Source organism: Castellaniella defragrans 65Phen (assembly GCF_000612685.1).
Classification (GTDB): domain Bacteria; phylum Pseudomonadota; class Gammaproteobacteria; order Burkholderiales; family Burkholderiaceae_B; genus Castellaniella; species Castellaniella defragrans.
Map to the genome: position 1 here is coordinate 1,324,323 of NZ_HG916765.1, position 13,494 is coordinate 1,337,816.

Here is a 13,494-nt window from a genome sequence, read left to right on the forward strand (position 1 = left end):
CCGGATGCGGGCATCCATCCGGGTCGAAGGCCAGGGCGGGAGACACATCATGCAACTCATCGGTCAGGGCGATATCGTGGTCAGGATGCTGTTCGTCTTCCTGGTGATGATGCTGTTCGCGGCGTCATATCTGTTTCTGGTCAAGGCCGCCGGCCTGACGTGCCGGATTCTCGACGCCAGGAAGTTCCTCTCCGGCCTTGCCCTGGCCGGCTCGTTGCGGCAGATGCGGGAACTCGTCGATCGGCAGACGACGATCCGGTCGTTCTCGCGGCTGGCCCATCGGATCATGGCAGAGAAAAGGATGCTCGATGCGCAGGCCGCGGAATGCGGTGAAGCAGGCGGCACGCATGGTGCAATGGTGCAAGGCCTGATCGCGCAGGAAGCCGCCGAGCAGGCGGCGGATCTGCGCCGGGGGTTGAATGTATTGGCCGCCATGGTGTGGGTGGCGCCCCTCATGGGGCTGGCGGCGGCCGTCTGGCGCGCGGGCGGGATATGGCTTGAATCGTCCCGCGTGAGCTGGACGTCCGCCGGCCTGTGGGCGGACGGGCTCGCCATGATGCAACTGGGGCTGGCCCTCGCGGTCGTCTGCCTGATGGCCTACCTGTGCCTGCTCGTGGCAAATCGCATGTACCTGTCGCAATTCGCTCTGTTCAGGGAGATGGTGGTGCGGATTCTGGCACAGGAGGGCGATGGACGCGCGCAGAAGGTGGGGTTTCGGTCGGGCGGTTCGAGCGTGCCGCGAAGCGTGTTGGGTTTCAAGGCAGCCAGCACCGGATTTGACAGCCCCTGATTTCGTGCTTTATAGTTCTGCCTCTTGCTTGATTGCGTATCGGCAACAGCGCCCCCCCAGGGGACTGAAGCCGGCCTGAAAGATCTACGATTTGACAGGTTGAAAAATACACAATAAAATGCATGGCTTAGCTGGATGGCTAAGCAACGCGGGAATAGCTCAGTTGGTAGAGCGCAACCTTGCCAAGGTTGAGGTCGCGAGTTCGAGACTCGTTTCCCGCTCCAAGTTATGATCTACAGACTTCTACTGACGTCTGTAAGTCGTTGAAAAGAGGGGCTTCGGCCCCTTTTTTCATTCCAGCGAGCGCCACGGAAATCCACCCACAGCCAGCCTTTTTTAGGCGCCAATCTAGGCACAGGAATACGGGTGAGACGGCTTCCGGATAGTTGCTGGGGCTGAGCGGGAACCATGACGAGCATAGGGCCTAAGTCATCACTTAGGAGCCTCGAAATGGCACTCTCTGATCTGATCGTCCGGCAGGCCAAGACCGCCGGCAAACGCTACACCCTCTACGACAACGACTGCCTGAGCCTGATGGTCTCTGCCGCAGGCGGCAAGTCGTGGATCTTCCGTTATTGCTGGCTGGGCAAGCAAAAGCGCATGTCCCTGGGCAGCTATCCCGCCCTGAGCCTGCGCGAGGCCCGCGCGGAGCGGGACAAGGCCCAGGTCCTGCTCGCCAGGGGGATCGATCCTCAAATCGAACGCGATCAGCGCCGGCACGCAGCCAGGCTGGCGGGCGAATACACCTTCAAGAACGTCTTCGATGCCTGGGTCGAGCATCGCCGCAAGGAACTCAAGGAAGGTCGTCAGAGCACGCTTTCGCAGATCCTGCGCATCTTCAACAAGGACGTGCTGCCTACCCTGGGGAAGATGTCGATCTACGACATTCGTCGGCCCCAGCTCGTGGGCGTCGTGGCGGCGATCGAGAAACGCAAGGCGTTCACCACCGCCGAGAAGGTCCGCACCTGGTTCAACCAGATGTTCCGCTATGCCCTGGTCATCGCCGAGGGGCTGGAAGTCAACCCAGCCGCGGACCTGGACGTGGTGGCCGAGCCCAAGCCCCCGGTGGCCCACAACCCCTATCTGCACCTGCCCGAGCTGCCCGAGTTCCTTCAGAAGCTCCGGCGCTACAACCCCCGGGGCTGGCAGACCCAGCTTGGCGTCCGGCTGCTGTTCCTGACGGGGGTGCGCACGGGCGAGTTGCGCCTGGCTGAGCCTGAGCAATTCGACCTCGACCGCGGCTTGTGGATCATCCCGCCGCAGGTCGTCAAGCAACTCCAGGACGAAATGCGCAAGGCCGGCAAGCGGCCGCAGGACGTGCCGCCCTACATCGTGCCCCTGTCCCTGCAGGCCATCGAGATCGTGCGCTATCTACTGGGCGTGATGCGGCCGGCGCAGAAGTACCTGCTGTCGCATCGCAGCGAACTCAAGAAGCGCATCAGCGAGAACACCCTCAACAAGGCCGTGCAGCTCATGGGCTACGAGGGGCGCCTGACCGGCCACGGCATCCGCGGCACCATCTCGACCGCGCTCAACGAGATCGGCTACCCGAAGATTTGGGTGGACGCGCAGCTTTCGCACTCCGACCCGAACAAGGTCAGCTCGGCCTACAACCATGCCAAGTACGTGGAGCCTCGGCGCCGCATGATGCAGGACTGGGCCGACCGTCTCGACCTGCTCGAACAGGGCGAAGTCGAAGCCGCGAGCGCGCACCTGACCATCCGCATCGACGGGGTGCCGGCGATGGCGGAAGTGGAGGAAGTGGTGGGCGTGGCCCCCACGGCGGCCGAGCCCGCTGTCCCCGGCGTGCCGCCCGTGGTGGCCACGCCCATCGTCGTGACCCCCAACAGCGGCGGAATCACGTTCCAGCGGCTGTCGCAGGTGCCGCCGCCTCCGGTGCATGCCCCGGAGCCGGAAGTGTCCGCCATCCAGCGCGAGCGCGAGGAAATGCTGGCCATCTACGAGTCGCCGAACAATCTGCCGGTCCCGCTGTTCGGCAAGCTGGCCGGGAAGTCCAAGGACCAGATCAACCGCGAGCTGAAAGCCGGCAAGCTGCTGTCCATCAGCCTGGGCAACCGGGGGCAGCGGGTTCCCGACTGGCAACTGGTGCCGCTCAAGCACAAGCTGGCCCAGATGCTCATGAACCAGTGCCCGCACGCGGATTCGTGGGACCTGTACCGCATGCTGACCCAGCCTCATCCCGACCTGGGTGATCGTGCGGCTATCGATGCGGTCAAGCCGACCAACGTGCCCGCGATCATCCGGGTCATCATGGGCGACTACCAGCGTCATGAGGATGTGCCCGGAGCCATTGCCATGCGGCCCATCCCCGAGGATGTGCGGCTGAGCGTCCGGCGGCTGGTGGATAGCGCAGCGGTGTTAGAGGGGGCCTAACTTCGCGCTGGAACCTATGGTCGGGGTTGTTACCCCGGCCATAGGGGACGTCAACTATGCAGCCCCCGTCCTGGCAACTTGCAGCGCTCTACGCTCGAACCGGTCCACAACTGAACTGGTTTCTTCCTGGGGACGCTGCAAATACGTCACGATCTCGTAGGGGCCATCGATGAGCGGCCGCATCGTGATCCCCCATCTATGGGCATGCGCGATGCGCGATTGCGCGGACACTCCCACGCCATAGCCGGCCGCGACCCACGTGGCCAAAAGGCCAAATGAAGTCACGTACTGGATGTTCTGCCGACCGGTCGGCAGGAGGTTGGAAAGCTGCTCATCCAACTTGGAGCAGATTTCCGCCTGCCAGCGATACAGCGAGTAGTCCAACAGATCGGCGATCGTGAGTGTCGCCTGGTCAAGCAAAGGGAACCGTGGAGGCACGGCAACGGCCATGTCTTCGATCCACAACGGCTGGATTTTCAAGGCTGCGTCGTTCGATGCCTGAACCGATAGCCCTGCGTCGTAGCGGCTCTCATGGAGTCCCTCACGCAGATCTTCATCTGAAACCTCGAAGAATGCGAGGGTGACATCCGGCTCTTCCGCGCGTTGCAGCGCCAGCAGTGCCGAGAGCTTTGACGACGGTACGCCTGGCGCTATGGCAAGCCTGAGACGGGAGAACTGGCCGGTGGCGTTGAACATGATGGCGCCGCAAAGGCGGCTAAGCAGGTCGAGAACAAGCCGACATGATAGTTAAGAGAGAACTTTAACGTCTATAACTTTAACGTGGTTAATTTCGGAAGATTGTTCGACGCTTCTGCTAATGCAGAAGCCCACTATTCAGCCAGGCCGCCCCTCTGGCACATCGACATATGAATCCGAGCCAGCGTTAGCCTTTGGGCAGGCCGTGCGCGCTGCGCGCGTCGCTCAAAGCATCGCTCAAGACGAGTTTGCATCTAGAGCAGGCATCTCGCGCTCGCACATGGGCAAGATTGAGCGCGGGGAGCACGTGCCCACGCTTCCTCTCATATTGAAAATTGCCATGGCGCTCGGAATAAGCGCTGCTGAATTGATGGCTGCAACGGAGCGCTACCTTGGCACCGGCGGCAACACCAATTCTTGAGGGTGACCGTCGATGATGGCGCTGTCAGCTACCCAGACTGTCACGTAGGCGGACGAGATCGCGCAGACGAACGATGAATCGCTCCAGCGAAGCCGGTGCGTCGCCGCCGCCGAGCCGGAGCAGATAGGTTGTGATTACTGCGGAATCCACCGCCAGAGGGCGGGTAAGCACATCTGGTCGTGAACTGATGGCAACCCTGGTCGCTGTCGTGAAACCGACACCAAAACCCGCGCTGACCAGGGTAAGCATCATCTCCAGCGAGGAGACGTGTTCGACCACATTCGGTTCGCGTTCCAGAAGCCGTAGAAGCCGAGCCAGTTCACGACAGTAACCTTCGCATACCTGTGGATCGCACAGTACGAGTGGGTGGCCGCCGAGTTCATGGAGCGGGACTGCCTTGTGGACGAGCAGCTCATGCCTGACTGGTACGGCGATCACCAGCGGGTCTTGCCAGATCGGCTCGGCAACGATGTCGTCGCCGACTTCGGCCGTGTGCGCGAACCCGATGGTGAAGTCGCCGGCACGCAGGCCGCGCAACTGCTCGGCCAACGGCACCTCGGACAAGCGGATCTCGATGTCTGGCTCTTCAGCGCGGCAACTGGCGAGAAAATCCGATAGCCAAGGATCGATCGCGCCATCGGACACTGCGATGCGCAGGCTGCCTCGCGAACCCGCTGCGACGGCCTTGGCATTCTCTCGTGCTTGTTCCAGGACGGCGAATAGTCGGCGAGTGTCTTGCAGGAACGCGGTACCTGCTGCGGTCAGCCGGGTTCCTCTACGGTCCCGGTCGAAGAGCAAGACGCCCAGCTCATCCTCCAGTTCCTTGATGGCCCGGGATAAAGGTGGCTGCTCGATATGCAGGCGCTCGGCGGCTCGGGTGAAATGCAGTTCTTCGGCGAGGGCGACAAAGCAGCGAAGGTGACGTAGCTCCATGAAGTGCCCCCGATTTCCGTTTCACGGCCGTGGTTCTGTGACAGACAACGGTTTGCAATCGAGGGCGAGATGAAGGGCGTCCTGGTTGCACAGTTCCGGCAAGCGCAACAAGCCATGTATTTCGCTTTGTTTGAACGCCTCCATCAGTTGCGAGAGCGCGGAGTGCCAATGCGATTTCAATTCACGTATTGCATTGTTTCCACGCTCAGTCAGAACAATTTCGATAACTCTTCGGTCATGCGTGCGATCCACACGCTCCTGCGCCGCTCTCTGGATCATGCCCTTCTTCTCAAGGCGGTCTAACAGCCTCGTCACCGAGGCTGAATCGACTTCCAGACTACGAGCCAAAGTGCTAGGCGTAGATGCCGGAGTGGCCGACACATGGTGTAGTGCCATGACCTGCACAGCGGTCAAACCAAACGGAGCAGCTACGCGATTCAGCACTTGATTTCTGGCTGTGGAAAGCCGCGTGATGGCTGTAGAAAGCTCCATCACCCGAAGGGCATCGCTTGCTTTTCCCGTTTCGGTTGACCCATTCGGCATCATGATCGGGAACGTTTACTGGTCGCTTCCTCACCGCGGCCGTAGGCACGCATGAATGTCACCACGGCTGCGTTTGCCCACTGGTCGATCTGCGCCGAGGAAGGCGCGGCATCCGGATGAGTCAGGCACTGAAGCTGAGGCTCACCCCGAACTAGATTGATGAACAGATTGGCGGCCGTCTCGCGGCCGATCTCGCCAAGATCAACCTCGCCGGATGCTGCCGCCTTGGAGAGTTGCTCGGCAACCAACGTCGTCATGACCTGCGGGCCGGCCAAGTAGAACGTCCGTGCGAGCTTGGGAAAACGCGGTGCTTCGCCAATCACGACGCGGAAGACAGCCAGTCCACTAGGTGAGAGCACGATGTCCAGGTAGGCCTTGGCCAACAGGGTCAACGTCTCTCGCAGCTTTCCCGGGTGGAATTCGATGCCATGCACCGTTTTCGTGAATGCCGCACATTCGGCCTCGATCACCGCAGTGAAGAGGGCTTCTTTGTTCGCGTAGTGCGCATACACCGTGGATTTGGACACGCCAGCCTCGCGCTGGATCATGTCGGTGGTTGCCGCGCTGAACCCATGGGTCAGGAAGATGTTGCGCGCTGCACGCAGGACGGTGAGCGCCTTGGCGTTCAGCTCGCCGTTGCTGGGCGGCGGGGCGGTCATGACTTGGTTGGTGCGTGGCATCTGCTTGGTCTGCTTGGTTTGGAAGTTTTGACACGGTGGCTTGATTTCGGTATAGTACCAAACCGCTCGGTACGAATCAACTTAGCCAACCATCTCACGGGTAGCTGCACTTAAGTAGTTGCTGAAATCCCCTATGAGCTGGTGGCCTAATTTTTGTCTCTATAGTAAACCGAGCGGTTCGGTACTAATCGCATATTGGATGAGCCTTCATGACGTCACAACCGCTGCTCTCACAACTGCTGCGACAAGCAGGCTCGGCGCTCTTCACGATCTCACTGGTCGGCTGCGCGGTTGGTCCTGACTTCGTGAAACCCGACGACAGGCTCGCAGCCGTCCAACTGTCGCCCAGGGCGGACTACACGCAGACTCAGGAAACATCCGCCGCGAACTTCCCATCTTCATGGTGGACGTTGTTCAACGATGGCGTGCTGACGGATCTGCAAGCCCGTGCGCAGGCGGGCAACCTGAACCTGCAGATAGCTTCCGAGCGCATCGAGCAAAGCCGGGCGCAGTTGGGGATTGCCTCCTCGCTGCTGCTGCCCAGCGTGGGCGCTTCGGCGGGCTATTCCCGCGAGGCCATCAGTGAGCACGGCAAGTTTGCCGCGTTGGGCGCACCGACGAGCGCGAGCGACTTCTGGCAGTTGGGATTCGACGCCAGTTGGGAACTTGACCTATGGGGCCGTGCGCGGCGATCGCGCGAAGGCGCCGCAGCCGCTTTCGAGGCCACGGTATATGAACGCGAAGCGGCACGGGTGGCCTTGTCCGCCGAGGTGGCCCGCACCTATCTCCAGTTACGCGGTACGCAAGCGCAACTGGATATCACCCGGCAGAACTTGGAGGTCGCCGATCGCACCCTCCGCCTTGCCGAGAGCCGTGAGCGCAATGGTGTCGCCACACGTTTTGAAACCGCTTCGGCGCGCGCGCAACTGGCAACGGTCGAGGCGCTGGTGCCCGAACTGGTCCAGCGCCGCAACACGCTGATGAACGCCTTGGCACTGCTGCTGGGGGAGCAGCCGCGCGCCCTCGATACGCAGTTGCTTGAAGCGATGCCCTTGCCGTCGCTTCCTTCCAATGTGCCGGTGGGCCTGCCCTCCGAATTGGCGCACAGGCGGCCGGACATACAGCGCGCCGAAGCTCAACTCCATGCTGCGACGGCAGCCATCGGCGTTGCCAAAGCCGATTTCTACCCGCGAATCGGCCTGAAAGGCAGGGTCGGCGTCGAAGCCTTCGAGTTCAACGACCTCGACAGTTGGGATTCCCGGTTCTTCTCCGTCGGCCCGACGGTCTATCTTCCCATCTTTCAGGGCGGGCGTCTGAAGCAGCGCCTGGCGCTGAACGAGGCACGGCAAAGAGCTGCCGCCATTGCCTACCGGCAGACGGTGCTGCAAGCCTGGCATGAAGTGGACAACGCTCTCGATGCCTGGGCAGCTCAGCAGAACCGCCATACCGAACTGCTGGTGTCGTATGAACAGAACAAGCAGGCGCTGCATGCTGCCGAGCGCGGCTATCAGGAAGGCGCTGCCGACTACCTGAATGTTCTGGCCGCGCAGCGTGGCGTTCTTGCCAGCCAGACCAGCCTCAATGCCAGCGCCACCAACGCTGCGCTCACCCTGGTCAATCTCTACAAGTCGCTGGGCGGCGGCTGGGACCCCGACGCACTCACATCCGAACGGCAGGCCGGCGGCGATGCGCCCCTGACGACCATCGCGTCGTCGGCTACCTCGCAACCCAAGGTTGAGCAATGAGTGCCGCAGCGTTGCAACCGACAGCGGCGCCGCCCGCACCCGCCGCTGCGGCAGCCCCTCCGAAGCGGGCGATTGCGGGGCTGGTCGGCATCCTCATCGCGGCCATGATGGCCGGCCTGAACAACCGCGTGGGCGCATTGGCCCTGGCGGACGTGCGCGGCGCGCTGGGCTTCGGCTTGGACGATGCCTCCTGGCTCACCACCGTCTATAGCGCGGGCGAAGTGATCGCCATGCCGTTTTCGGCATGGTTCGCCATCACCCTCTCGGTGCGCCGATTCGAGCTGTGGATGATCGGTGCATGCACTTTGTTGGCGGTGTGCATCCCCTTCATCCATGACCTCGATCTGCTGCTGGTCATGCGCTTCCTGCAAGGCATCGCCAGCGGCACGATGATCCCCGTGCTGATGATGGCGGCATTGAAGTTCCTGCCGCCCCACATCCGGCTGCACGGATTGGCGCTGTATGCACTGACGGCCACCTTCGCGCCCAACCTTTCGATCTGGCTGGCGGGGCAATGGACGGATGGCCTGTTCGATTGGCGCTGGGTGTACTGGCAGATTCTTCCGCTCGCGGCGATTGCCGCCTTGCTGATCGGATGGGGTCTGCCCAAAGACCCCATCCAGACAGACCGTTTCCCGCAGGCCAACTGGCCCGGTATGGCTTTCGGCGTGCCCGCATTCGCCCTGATTACCGTCGCCTTGGATCAGGGCGTGCGGCTGGACTGGTTCAATTCACCCCTCATCGTCGTCTCGCTGGTGGCTGGGCTGACGCTGCTGGGGGCCTATCTGCTGACGGAGTGGTATCACCCGACGCCGTTCATCAAGTTGCAGATGCTCAGCCGCCGCAACCTGGCGCTGGGCTTCACCTTGTTCATCTGCCTTCTAGTCGTGCTGACCTCCGGCGTGATGTTGCCGATGACCTTTCTCGGGCCGCTCCAGAGCTACCGACCGCTTCAGATGGCACCGATCGGTCTGATCGTCGCGCTGCCTCAACTGGTCCTGGGTTCCGTGGTGGCGCTGTTTCTGTACCGGAAATGGGTCGATGCTCGATTTGTGTTCGCGGGCGGCTTGCTGCTGATCGCCCTGGCGTGCTTCCTTGGCGCGCAACTGACTTCTGACTGGAACCGCGACCAGTTTGTGCTGACGCAGACGCTGCAAGCCTTTGGCCAGCCCATGGCTGTCGTCTCGCTGCTGTTCCTGTGTACCAGTGTCGTGCACCCAAGCGAAGGCCCGTATGTGTCGGGGAACATCAACACGCTGCGCGCCCTGGGGTCGCTGATCGGGGGCGCGGTAGTCGGGCAGCTCGTGACCGTGAGACAGCGGTTCCACGCGGAAATGCTGCTGGATCACGCCGCGTCCGTAGGCAACTCCGTTCCGCTTGTCCCGGAGCCCGCTCAACTGATGGGAATCATCGGCCAGCAGGCACTGGTGCTATCGGTCGCGGATGCCTATCGCGCGCTGGGCGTTCTGGCGTTGGTGATGGTCCCCTTCGTATTGCGGCTGACCTACATTCCCGCCCCCGATTTGCAGCCCGCTGCCCCTCAATCCATATCGTCGTCCCAAGGATAGTTCCACCATGGCCATGCCGAAGAAAGCCAAGATCACCAGTGCCCTGCTACTGCTCGCAGTGGCAGTGGGCTGTGTCATTTATCTGAATCGCCCCGAATCCAGCGCATCGACCCAATCCACGGACGACGCCTATGTACAGGCCGACTTCACCCTCGTCGCCCCCCAGGTGTCGGGAGTGATCGGCAAAGTGCTGGTCGAGGAAAACCAGCCAGTGAAGGCCGGCGATCTTCTCGCCGCGATCGACGATAGGGATTTCATCGTTGCGGTGGACGCGGCCAAGGCACAAGTCGCCGCTGCCGAGGCCAGCGTCGCGGGGCTTGCCGCGCGCGTGGCACAGCAGGAAACCGCGATACGTCAGGCGCAGGCGGCCGTCGCGGTGGACGATGCAGAACTCAAATTGGCCGAGGCCAACCAAAGACGTTATCGGAATCTGGCCTCCGACGGATCAGGCTCGATCCAAGCCCAGCAACAGGCCGAGGCGCAGTTGGCCATTCGGCTGGCCAGCCGGGACAAGAATCGCGCGGGCCTGCAAGCGGCGCGGCAGCAGACGGACATCCTGAAAGCCGATCTTGAAAAGGCCAAGGCTGCACTTTCCCAGGCGCAGGCGGCGCAGGCCGCAGCGGAGTTGAAGCTCTCCTATACCCAAATCACGGCGCCCATCGACGGCGTGATTGGCCAGAAATCGGTGCGCGTCGGCGCATTCGTGAATGCCGGCAAGCCGTTGGTGGCGGTGATTCCGCTCGACGCGGTCTACATCACGGCCAATTTCCGCGAAACGCAATTAGCGCGTGTGCAGCCAGGGCAATCTGTGGACATCAAGGTGGACGCCTTGCCCGGTGCCGTACTGAAGGGAACCGTGGAGAGCCTGGGGCCGGCCAGTGGCGTCAGCTACTCGGCCGTCGCGCCGCACAACGCCACGGGTAACTTCACCAAGATCGTCCAGCGCCTGCCCGTGCGCATTCGCATCGACCCCGACCAGCCTGATGCCGCGAATTTGCGCGTCGGTATGTCCGTGACGCCGAAGATCCGCATCGGTGAATAGCGCCATTCGTCCAGCATGAGGAGCCATATAAATGAGGCAATACCGTTATCGCGTAACTGTGGAGCAGTTGACTGATTCGCATGGCATCCCCAGCGATCGCAAGCCTCTGCAATTTGAGGCCGGAAATCATGACGACATCATTTCCGTCGTGACGTGGCTTCGCAGCCGAGGTGACTTCAGTAGCCAGGATGACGCGGCGGCATTTGCGGTCGGGTTGAAGCTGTTGGCCGGGGCAATCCTGGCAAACAAGGAAAACCCGCTTCTGTCTTCATTCCTGCCGCATCTTTATCAGTTCGTGAAGGACCTGAAGGCTGGTTCCAAGACCGACCAATGATTCGGCGGCCCACGCAACCAAGGAGAAGAAAGGACGCTTGTCCAGATGACGCCTTGTCCATACACGGCAGGAAAGTCGGCCACATTGAGGGCATGCAACGGTGAGGTGGATCCCGGCATAGCCGCCGGACGCGGTATGCGCATTCTCTTGGCCTTGGCTATAGGTGCTCTGCCGGCTGTTTCTGCGGCCCAGGGCCGCTTTGCCGACGCGAAGCTGTATGTCCAGGCCGGAGCCACATCTTTGCAAGGCGACGCAACGCACGCAATGAACGTGGGCGTGATGGTGCCTTCTGGCCTCTTCAAGGGCATCAGTCGTGATGCGGGTCCGCTGACCCTGCATTGGGATCTATGGGGTGGCCATTGGAGGTCGCACCATGCTGATGGCACAACAGGGGGCTATTCCCAGCTCGGAGCCCTGATGGCTTGGCGCTACCAGCCTGCAGGGCCGCAATCTCCTTGGTTCTTGGAGGCAGGCCTGGGAGGGAGCGTCTCGGACGGCCTCTACAACTCAGGGCAGCGTCGATTCAGCACGGCCTTCCAATTCACGGAAGTGCTGGCAGTGGGCTACCGCTTTGGGCCGGCAAAGGCCTATGAGGTTTCCTTGCGTGTACAGCATTTCTCGAATGCCGGCATCAAGAAGCCAAACCCAGGTGAGAACTTCATGTTCTTGCGTCTCTCTCTTCCATGGTGAACGCGATGGTTCCCATCCGTTCAGGCTGATGTCCCTGAATTTGCTCCAACGCCGAGTTGCTTGGGCCATCGTCGTTATTCCGGCGGCGGTTCTGTGTTCCCTGTCAGCGCGCCTCCAATGCGGCGCGCTACTTCGGCTTTATAGGCGTCGATGTCAGATATTGGCCTCGAACGAAGTGATCGACGGGCGGCTACGCCGAGGCGCTTCCCACGTCGGTTCCAAGCATCTGGTTGGCGAGTTGCGCCCAGGCTTCAGTTACGGGATGGGCCGATGGACGGTCACATATCTGATGGCATGGCGCGGTGCCGAGTTTTCCACGCCTGACATGCCGAACCCGCCGTCGGTCAACTACGCCAGCATCATGCTCGTCTATGAGTGAGTCAGCGTCCACGGGGGCCTGCGATGGCACACATTAAGCCAGTCACTAGCGTTGAAAAGACGGCGCTGGTCCTGTCCGGAGGCGGCGCGCGCGCTGCCTACCAAGTTGGCGTGTTGCAGGGCCTGGTGAAGTTGCGCCGCGAACGTCTGGGCGACGGGGCGCCCAACCCATTTGGTATTCTCTGCGGCACTTCGGCAGGTGCAATCAATGCCGCCGCTTTGGCCTGCCGAGCAGACTCCTTTGATGCGGGCGTGGAGACAATCGCCGCAGTTTGGCGAAACTTTCGCGCTGATCAGGTGTATCGCACCGATGCGCTTGGTATTGCCCGCAGCGGCGCACAGTGGCTGAGCGCGATTTCGGTAGGCTGGATGTTGGCGCGCTGGCGTAAAGAAGGGCCACGTTCGCTGCTGGACAATGAACCTTTGGCCGAGCTGCTGCGACATTGGGCGCCGCTGGAACTGCTACCGCGCATGCTGGCCGAGCGTCATCTGCACGCGCTTGCGCTAGGCGCGTCCAGCTACACCAGCGGCGAACACCTCACTTTCTTTGAGGCCACCGGCGACATGACGGGCTACGAGCGATCGCAGCGGCTGGCCGTACCCATGCGACTGGGGCTGGAACACCTGCTCGCTTCGGCGGCTATCCCCTTCGTATTTCCAGCACAGCGTATCGAGCATGCGGAGCACGCCGGCTGGTACGGCGACGGCTCGATGCGGCAAACCTCACCGATCTCGCCGGCCATCCATCTCGGTGCGCAGCGTATGCTCATCGTTGGTGTCGGTCGGCTGCATGAACCGCGTGGGCGAATCGTGCGTGATGGCGGTTATCCGACACTGGCTCAAGTTGGTGGGCACGTGCTGTCGAATGTCTTTCTCGATTCGCTCGCGGTGGACATCGAGCGTATGGAGCGCGTCAACCGTACCCTGGAAATGATGACGCTGGGGCAGCGCCTGGCCACCTCACTGCGGTCGGTGAAGGCGCTGGTGATAGCGCCAAGCGAGCGCATTGACGACATCGCGGCTCGGCACCAAAAGCACCTGCCGCGAACAGTGCGCGCGCTGTTGCGCGGCGTGGGTTCGTCCAGCGCGAGCAGTGACCTGAGCGGTTCCGCTCTGGCGAGCTACCTGTTGTTCGAGGCTCCTTTCACTCAGGAGGTAATGGCGCTGGGTGAGCGCGACACGTTGGCACAACGGCAGGCAGTCTGTGATTTCTTCGGGTGGCTTTGAGGCGTGCGCTTCACTCCTGGGCGAGATGCCTTCAGGAACAGCGCTGGCAGACC

General features: G+C 61.9%; 14 protein-coding genes and 1 tRNA gene. 11 read left to right on the top strand and 4 right to left on the bottom strand.

Translation table 11 applies throughout. The features are described 5' to 3' along the window. Positions 1-49: 49 nt before the first annotated feature. The 3 genes from BN940_RS05920 to BN940_RS05930 all read left to right on the top strand — a co-directional run bounded on the left by BN940_RS05920 (position 50) and on the right by BN940_RS05930 (position 3,184). Entirely contained in the window at positions 50-790 is a 741-nt protein-coding gene (locus BN940_RS05920) for a MotA/TolQ/ExbB proton channel family protein (protein WP_148304898.1), read from the top strand. Positions 791-938: 148 nt separating this feature from the next. Further along, positions 939-1,014 (top strand) — tRNA-Gly (locus BN940_RS05925). 226 nt (positions 1,015-1,240) lie between these two features. Further along, a complete protein-coding gene (locus BN940_RS05930; protein ID WP_033448740.1) occupies positions 1,241-3,184 on the top strand; it encodes a tyrosine-type recombinase/integrase in 1,944 nt (647 codons plus the stop codon). Positions 3,185-3,238: 54 nt separating this feature from the next. On the opposite strand, the gene BN940_RS05935 is transcribed toward BN940_RS05930, so the two are convergent. Next, the gene (locus BN940_RS05935; RefSeq protein ID WP_033448741.1) at positions 3,239-3,880 is read right to left on the bottom strand and encodes a substrate-binding domain-containing protein; all 642 of its coding nucleotides are present in this window, start codon (positions 3,878-3,880) and stop codon (positions 3,239-3,241) included. Positions 3,881-4,001: 121 nt separating this feature from the next. Here BN940_RS05935 and BN940_RS18360 point away from each other — a divergent pair, with 121 nt between their 5' ends. After that, a complete protein-coding gene (locus tag BN940_RS18360) occupies positions 4,002-4,301 on the top strand; it encodes a helix-turn-helix domain-containing protein (protein WP_060433536.1) in 300 nt (99 codons plus the stop codon). 24 nt (positions 4,302-4,325) lie between these two features. Here BN940_RS18360 and BN940_RS05940 read toward each other — a convergent pair whose 3' ends face one another. From BN940_RS05940 to BN940_RS05950, 3 genes are read right to left on the bottom strand one after another with little or no spacing between them, the layout of a single operon-like run. After that, positions 4,326-5,234 carry a LysR family transcriptional regulator gene (locus BN940_RS05940; protein ID WP_033448743.1) on the bottom strand — a complete coding sequence of 303 codons (909 nt, stop codon included), beginning with the start codon at positions 5,232-5,234 and terminating at the stop codon, positions 4,326-4,328. A gap of 21 nt (positions 5,235-5,255) precedes the next feature. Then, a complete protein-coding gene (locus BN940_RS18365; RefSeq protein ID WP_060433537.1) occupies positions 5,256-5,780 on the bottom strand; it encodes a MarR family winged helix-turn-helix transcriptional regulator in 525 nt (174 codons plus the stop codon). After that, positions 5,777-6,457, bottom strand: coding sequence for a TetR/AcrR family transcriptional regulator (locus BN940_RS05950; RefSeq protein ID WP_225546708.1), 681 nt, complete (start codon positions 6,455-6,457; stop codon positions 5,777-5,779). The genes BN940_RS18365 and BN940_RS05950 overlap by 4 nt, the downstream gene beginning before the upstream one ends. A gap of 209 nt (positions 6,458-6,666) precedes the next feature. Here BN940_RS05950 and BN940_RS05955 point away from each other — a divergent pair, with 209 nt between their 5' ends. From BN940_RS05955 to BN940_RS05975, 7 genes are all read left to right on the top strand, one after another. Further along, positions 6,667-8,202: an efflux transporter outer membrane subunit gene (locus BN940_RS05955; RefSeq protein ID WP_033448747.1), complete on the top strand. Its 1,536-nt coding sequence runs from the start codon at positions 6,667-6,669 to the stop codon at positions 8,200-8,202. Beyond that, the gene (locus BN940_RS05960; protein ID WP_033448748.1) at positions 8,199-9,770 is read left to right on the top strand and encodes an MFS transporter; all 1,572 of its coding nucleotides are present in this window, start codon (positions 8,199-8,201) and stop codon (positions 9,768-9,770) included. The genes BN940_RS05955 and BN940_RS05960 overlap by 4 nt, the downstream gene beginning before the upstream one ends. A 7-nt stretch (positions 9,771-9,777) precedes the next feature. Then, a complete protein-coding gene (locus BN940_RS05965; protein WP_033448750.1) occupies positions 9,778-10,812 on the top strand; it encodes an HlyD family secretion protein in 1,035 nt (344 codons plus the stop codon). A gap of 31 nt (positions 10,813-10,843) precedes the next feature. Then, positions 10,844-11,146, top strand: coding sequence for a DUF3861 domain-containing protein (locus BN940_RS05970; protein WP_033448753.1), 303 nt, complete (start codon positions 10,844-10,846; stop codon positions 11,144-11,146). A gap of 135 nt (positions 11,147-11,281) precedes the next feature. Next, positions 11,282-11,836, top strand: a complete 555-nt coding sequence (locus BN940_RS18370; RefSeq protein ID WP_158386241.1) for an acyloxyacyl hydrolase — start codon at positions 11,282-11,284, stop codon at positions 11,834-11,836. Between the two features lie 160 nt (positions 11,837-11,996). Next, on the top strand, positions 11,997-12,215 hold the full coding sequence (locus tag BN940_RS19210) for a lipid A-modifier LpxR family protein (protein ID WP_158386243.1): 219 nt from the start codon (positions 11,997-11,999) through the stop codon (positions 12,213-12,215). Between the two features lie 23 nt (positions 12,216-12,238). Beyond that, positions 12,239-13,441 (top strand): patatin-like phospholipase family protein, encoded by a 1,203-nt coding sequence (locus BN940_RS05975; RefSeq protein WP_033448754.1) that lies wholly within the window; start codon positions 12,239-12,241, stop codon positions 13,439-13,441. Positions 13,442-13,494 lie beyond the last annotated feature (53 nt).

Coding starts and splice junctions, on each gene's coding strand:
- BN940_RS05950 (WP_225546708.1), bottom strand. CDS start 6,457: ATGCCACGCACCAACCAAGTCATGACCGCCCCGCCGCCCAGCAACGGC.
- BN940_RS05920 (WP_148304898.1), top strand. CDS start 50: ATGCAACTCATCGGTCAGGGCGATATCGTGGTCAGGATGCTGTTCGTC.
- BN940_RS05955 (WP_033448747.1), top strand. CDS start 6,667: ATGACGTCACAACCGCTGCTCTCACAACTGCTGCGACAAGCAGGCTCG.
- BN940_RS05935 (WP_033448741.1), bottom strand. CDS start 3,880: ATGTTCAACGCCACCGGCCAGTTCTCCCGTCTCAGGCTTGCCATAGCG.
- BN940_RS05930 (WP_033448740.1), top strand. CDS start 1,241: ATGGCACTCTCTGATCTGATCGTCCGGCAGGCCAAGACCGCCGGCAAA.
- BN940_RS05960 (WP_033448748.1), top strand. CDS start 8,199: ATGAGTGCCGCAGCGTTGCAACCGACAGCGGCGCCGCCCGCACCCGCC.
- BN940_RS05940 (WP_033448743.1), bottom strand. CDS start 5,234: ATGGAGCTACGTCACCTTCGCTGCTTTGTCGCCCTCGCCGAAGAACTG.
- BN940_RS18360 (WP_060433536.1), top strand. CDS start 4,002: ATGCAGAAGCCCACTATTCAGCCAGGCCGCCCCTCTGGCACATCGACA.
- BN940_RS05970 (WP_033448753.1), top strand. CDS start 10,844: ATGAGGCAATACCGTTATCGCGTAACTGTGGAGCAGTTGACTGATTCG.
- BN940_RS18370 (WP_158386241.1), top strand. CDS start 11,282: ATGCGCATTCTCTTGGCCTTGGCTATAGGTGCTCTGCCGGCTGTTTCT.
- BN940_RS05965 (WP_033448750.1), top strand. CDS start 9,778: ATGGCCATGCCGAAGAAAGCCAAGATCACCAGTGCCCTGCTACTGCTC.
- BN940_RS05975 (WP_033448754.1), top strand. CDS start 12,239: ATGGCACACATTAAGCCAGTCACTAGCGTTGAAAAGACGGCGCTGGTC.
- BN940_RS18365 (WP_060433537.1), bottom strand. CDS start 5,780: ATGATGCCGAATGGGTCAACCGAAACGGGAAAAGCAAGCGATGCCCTT.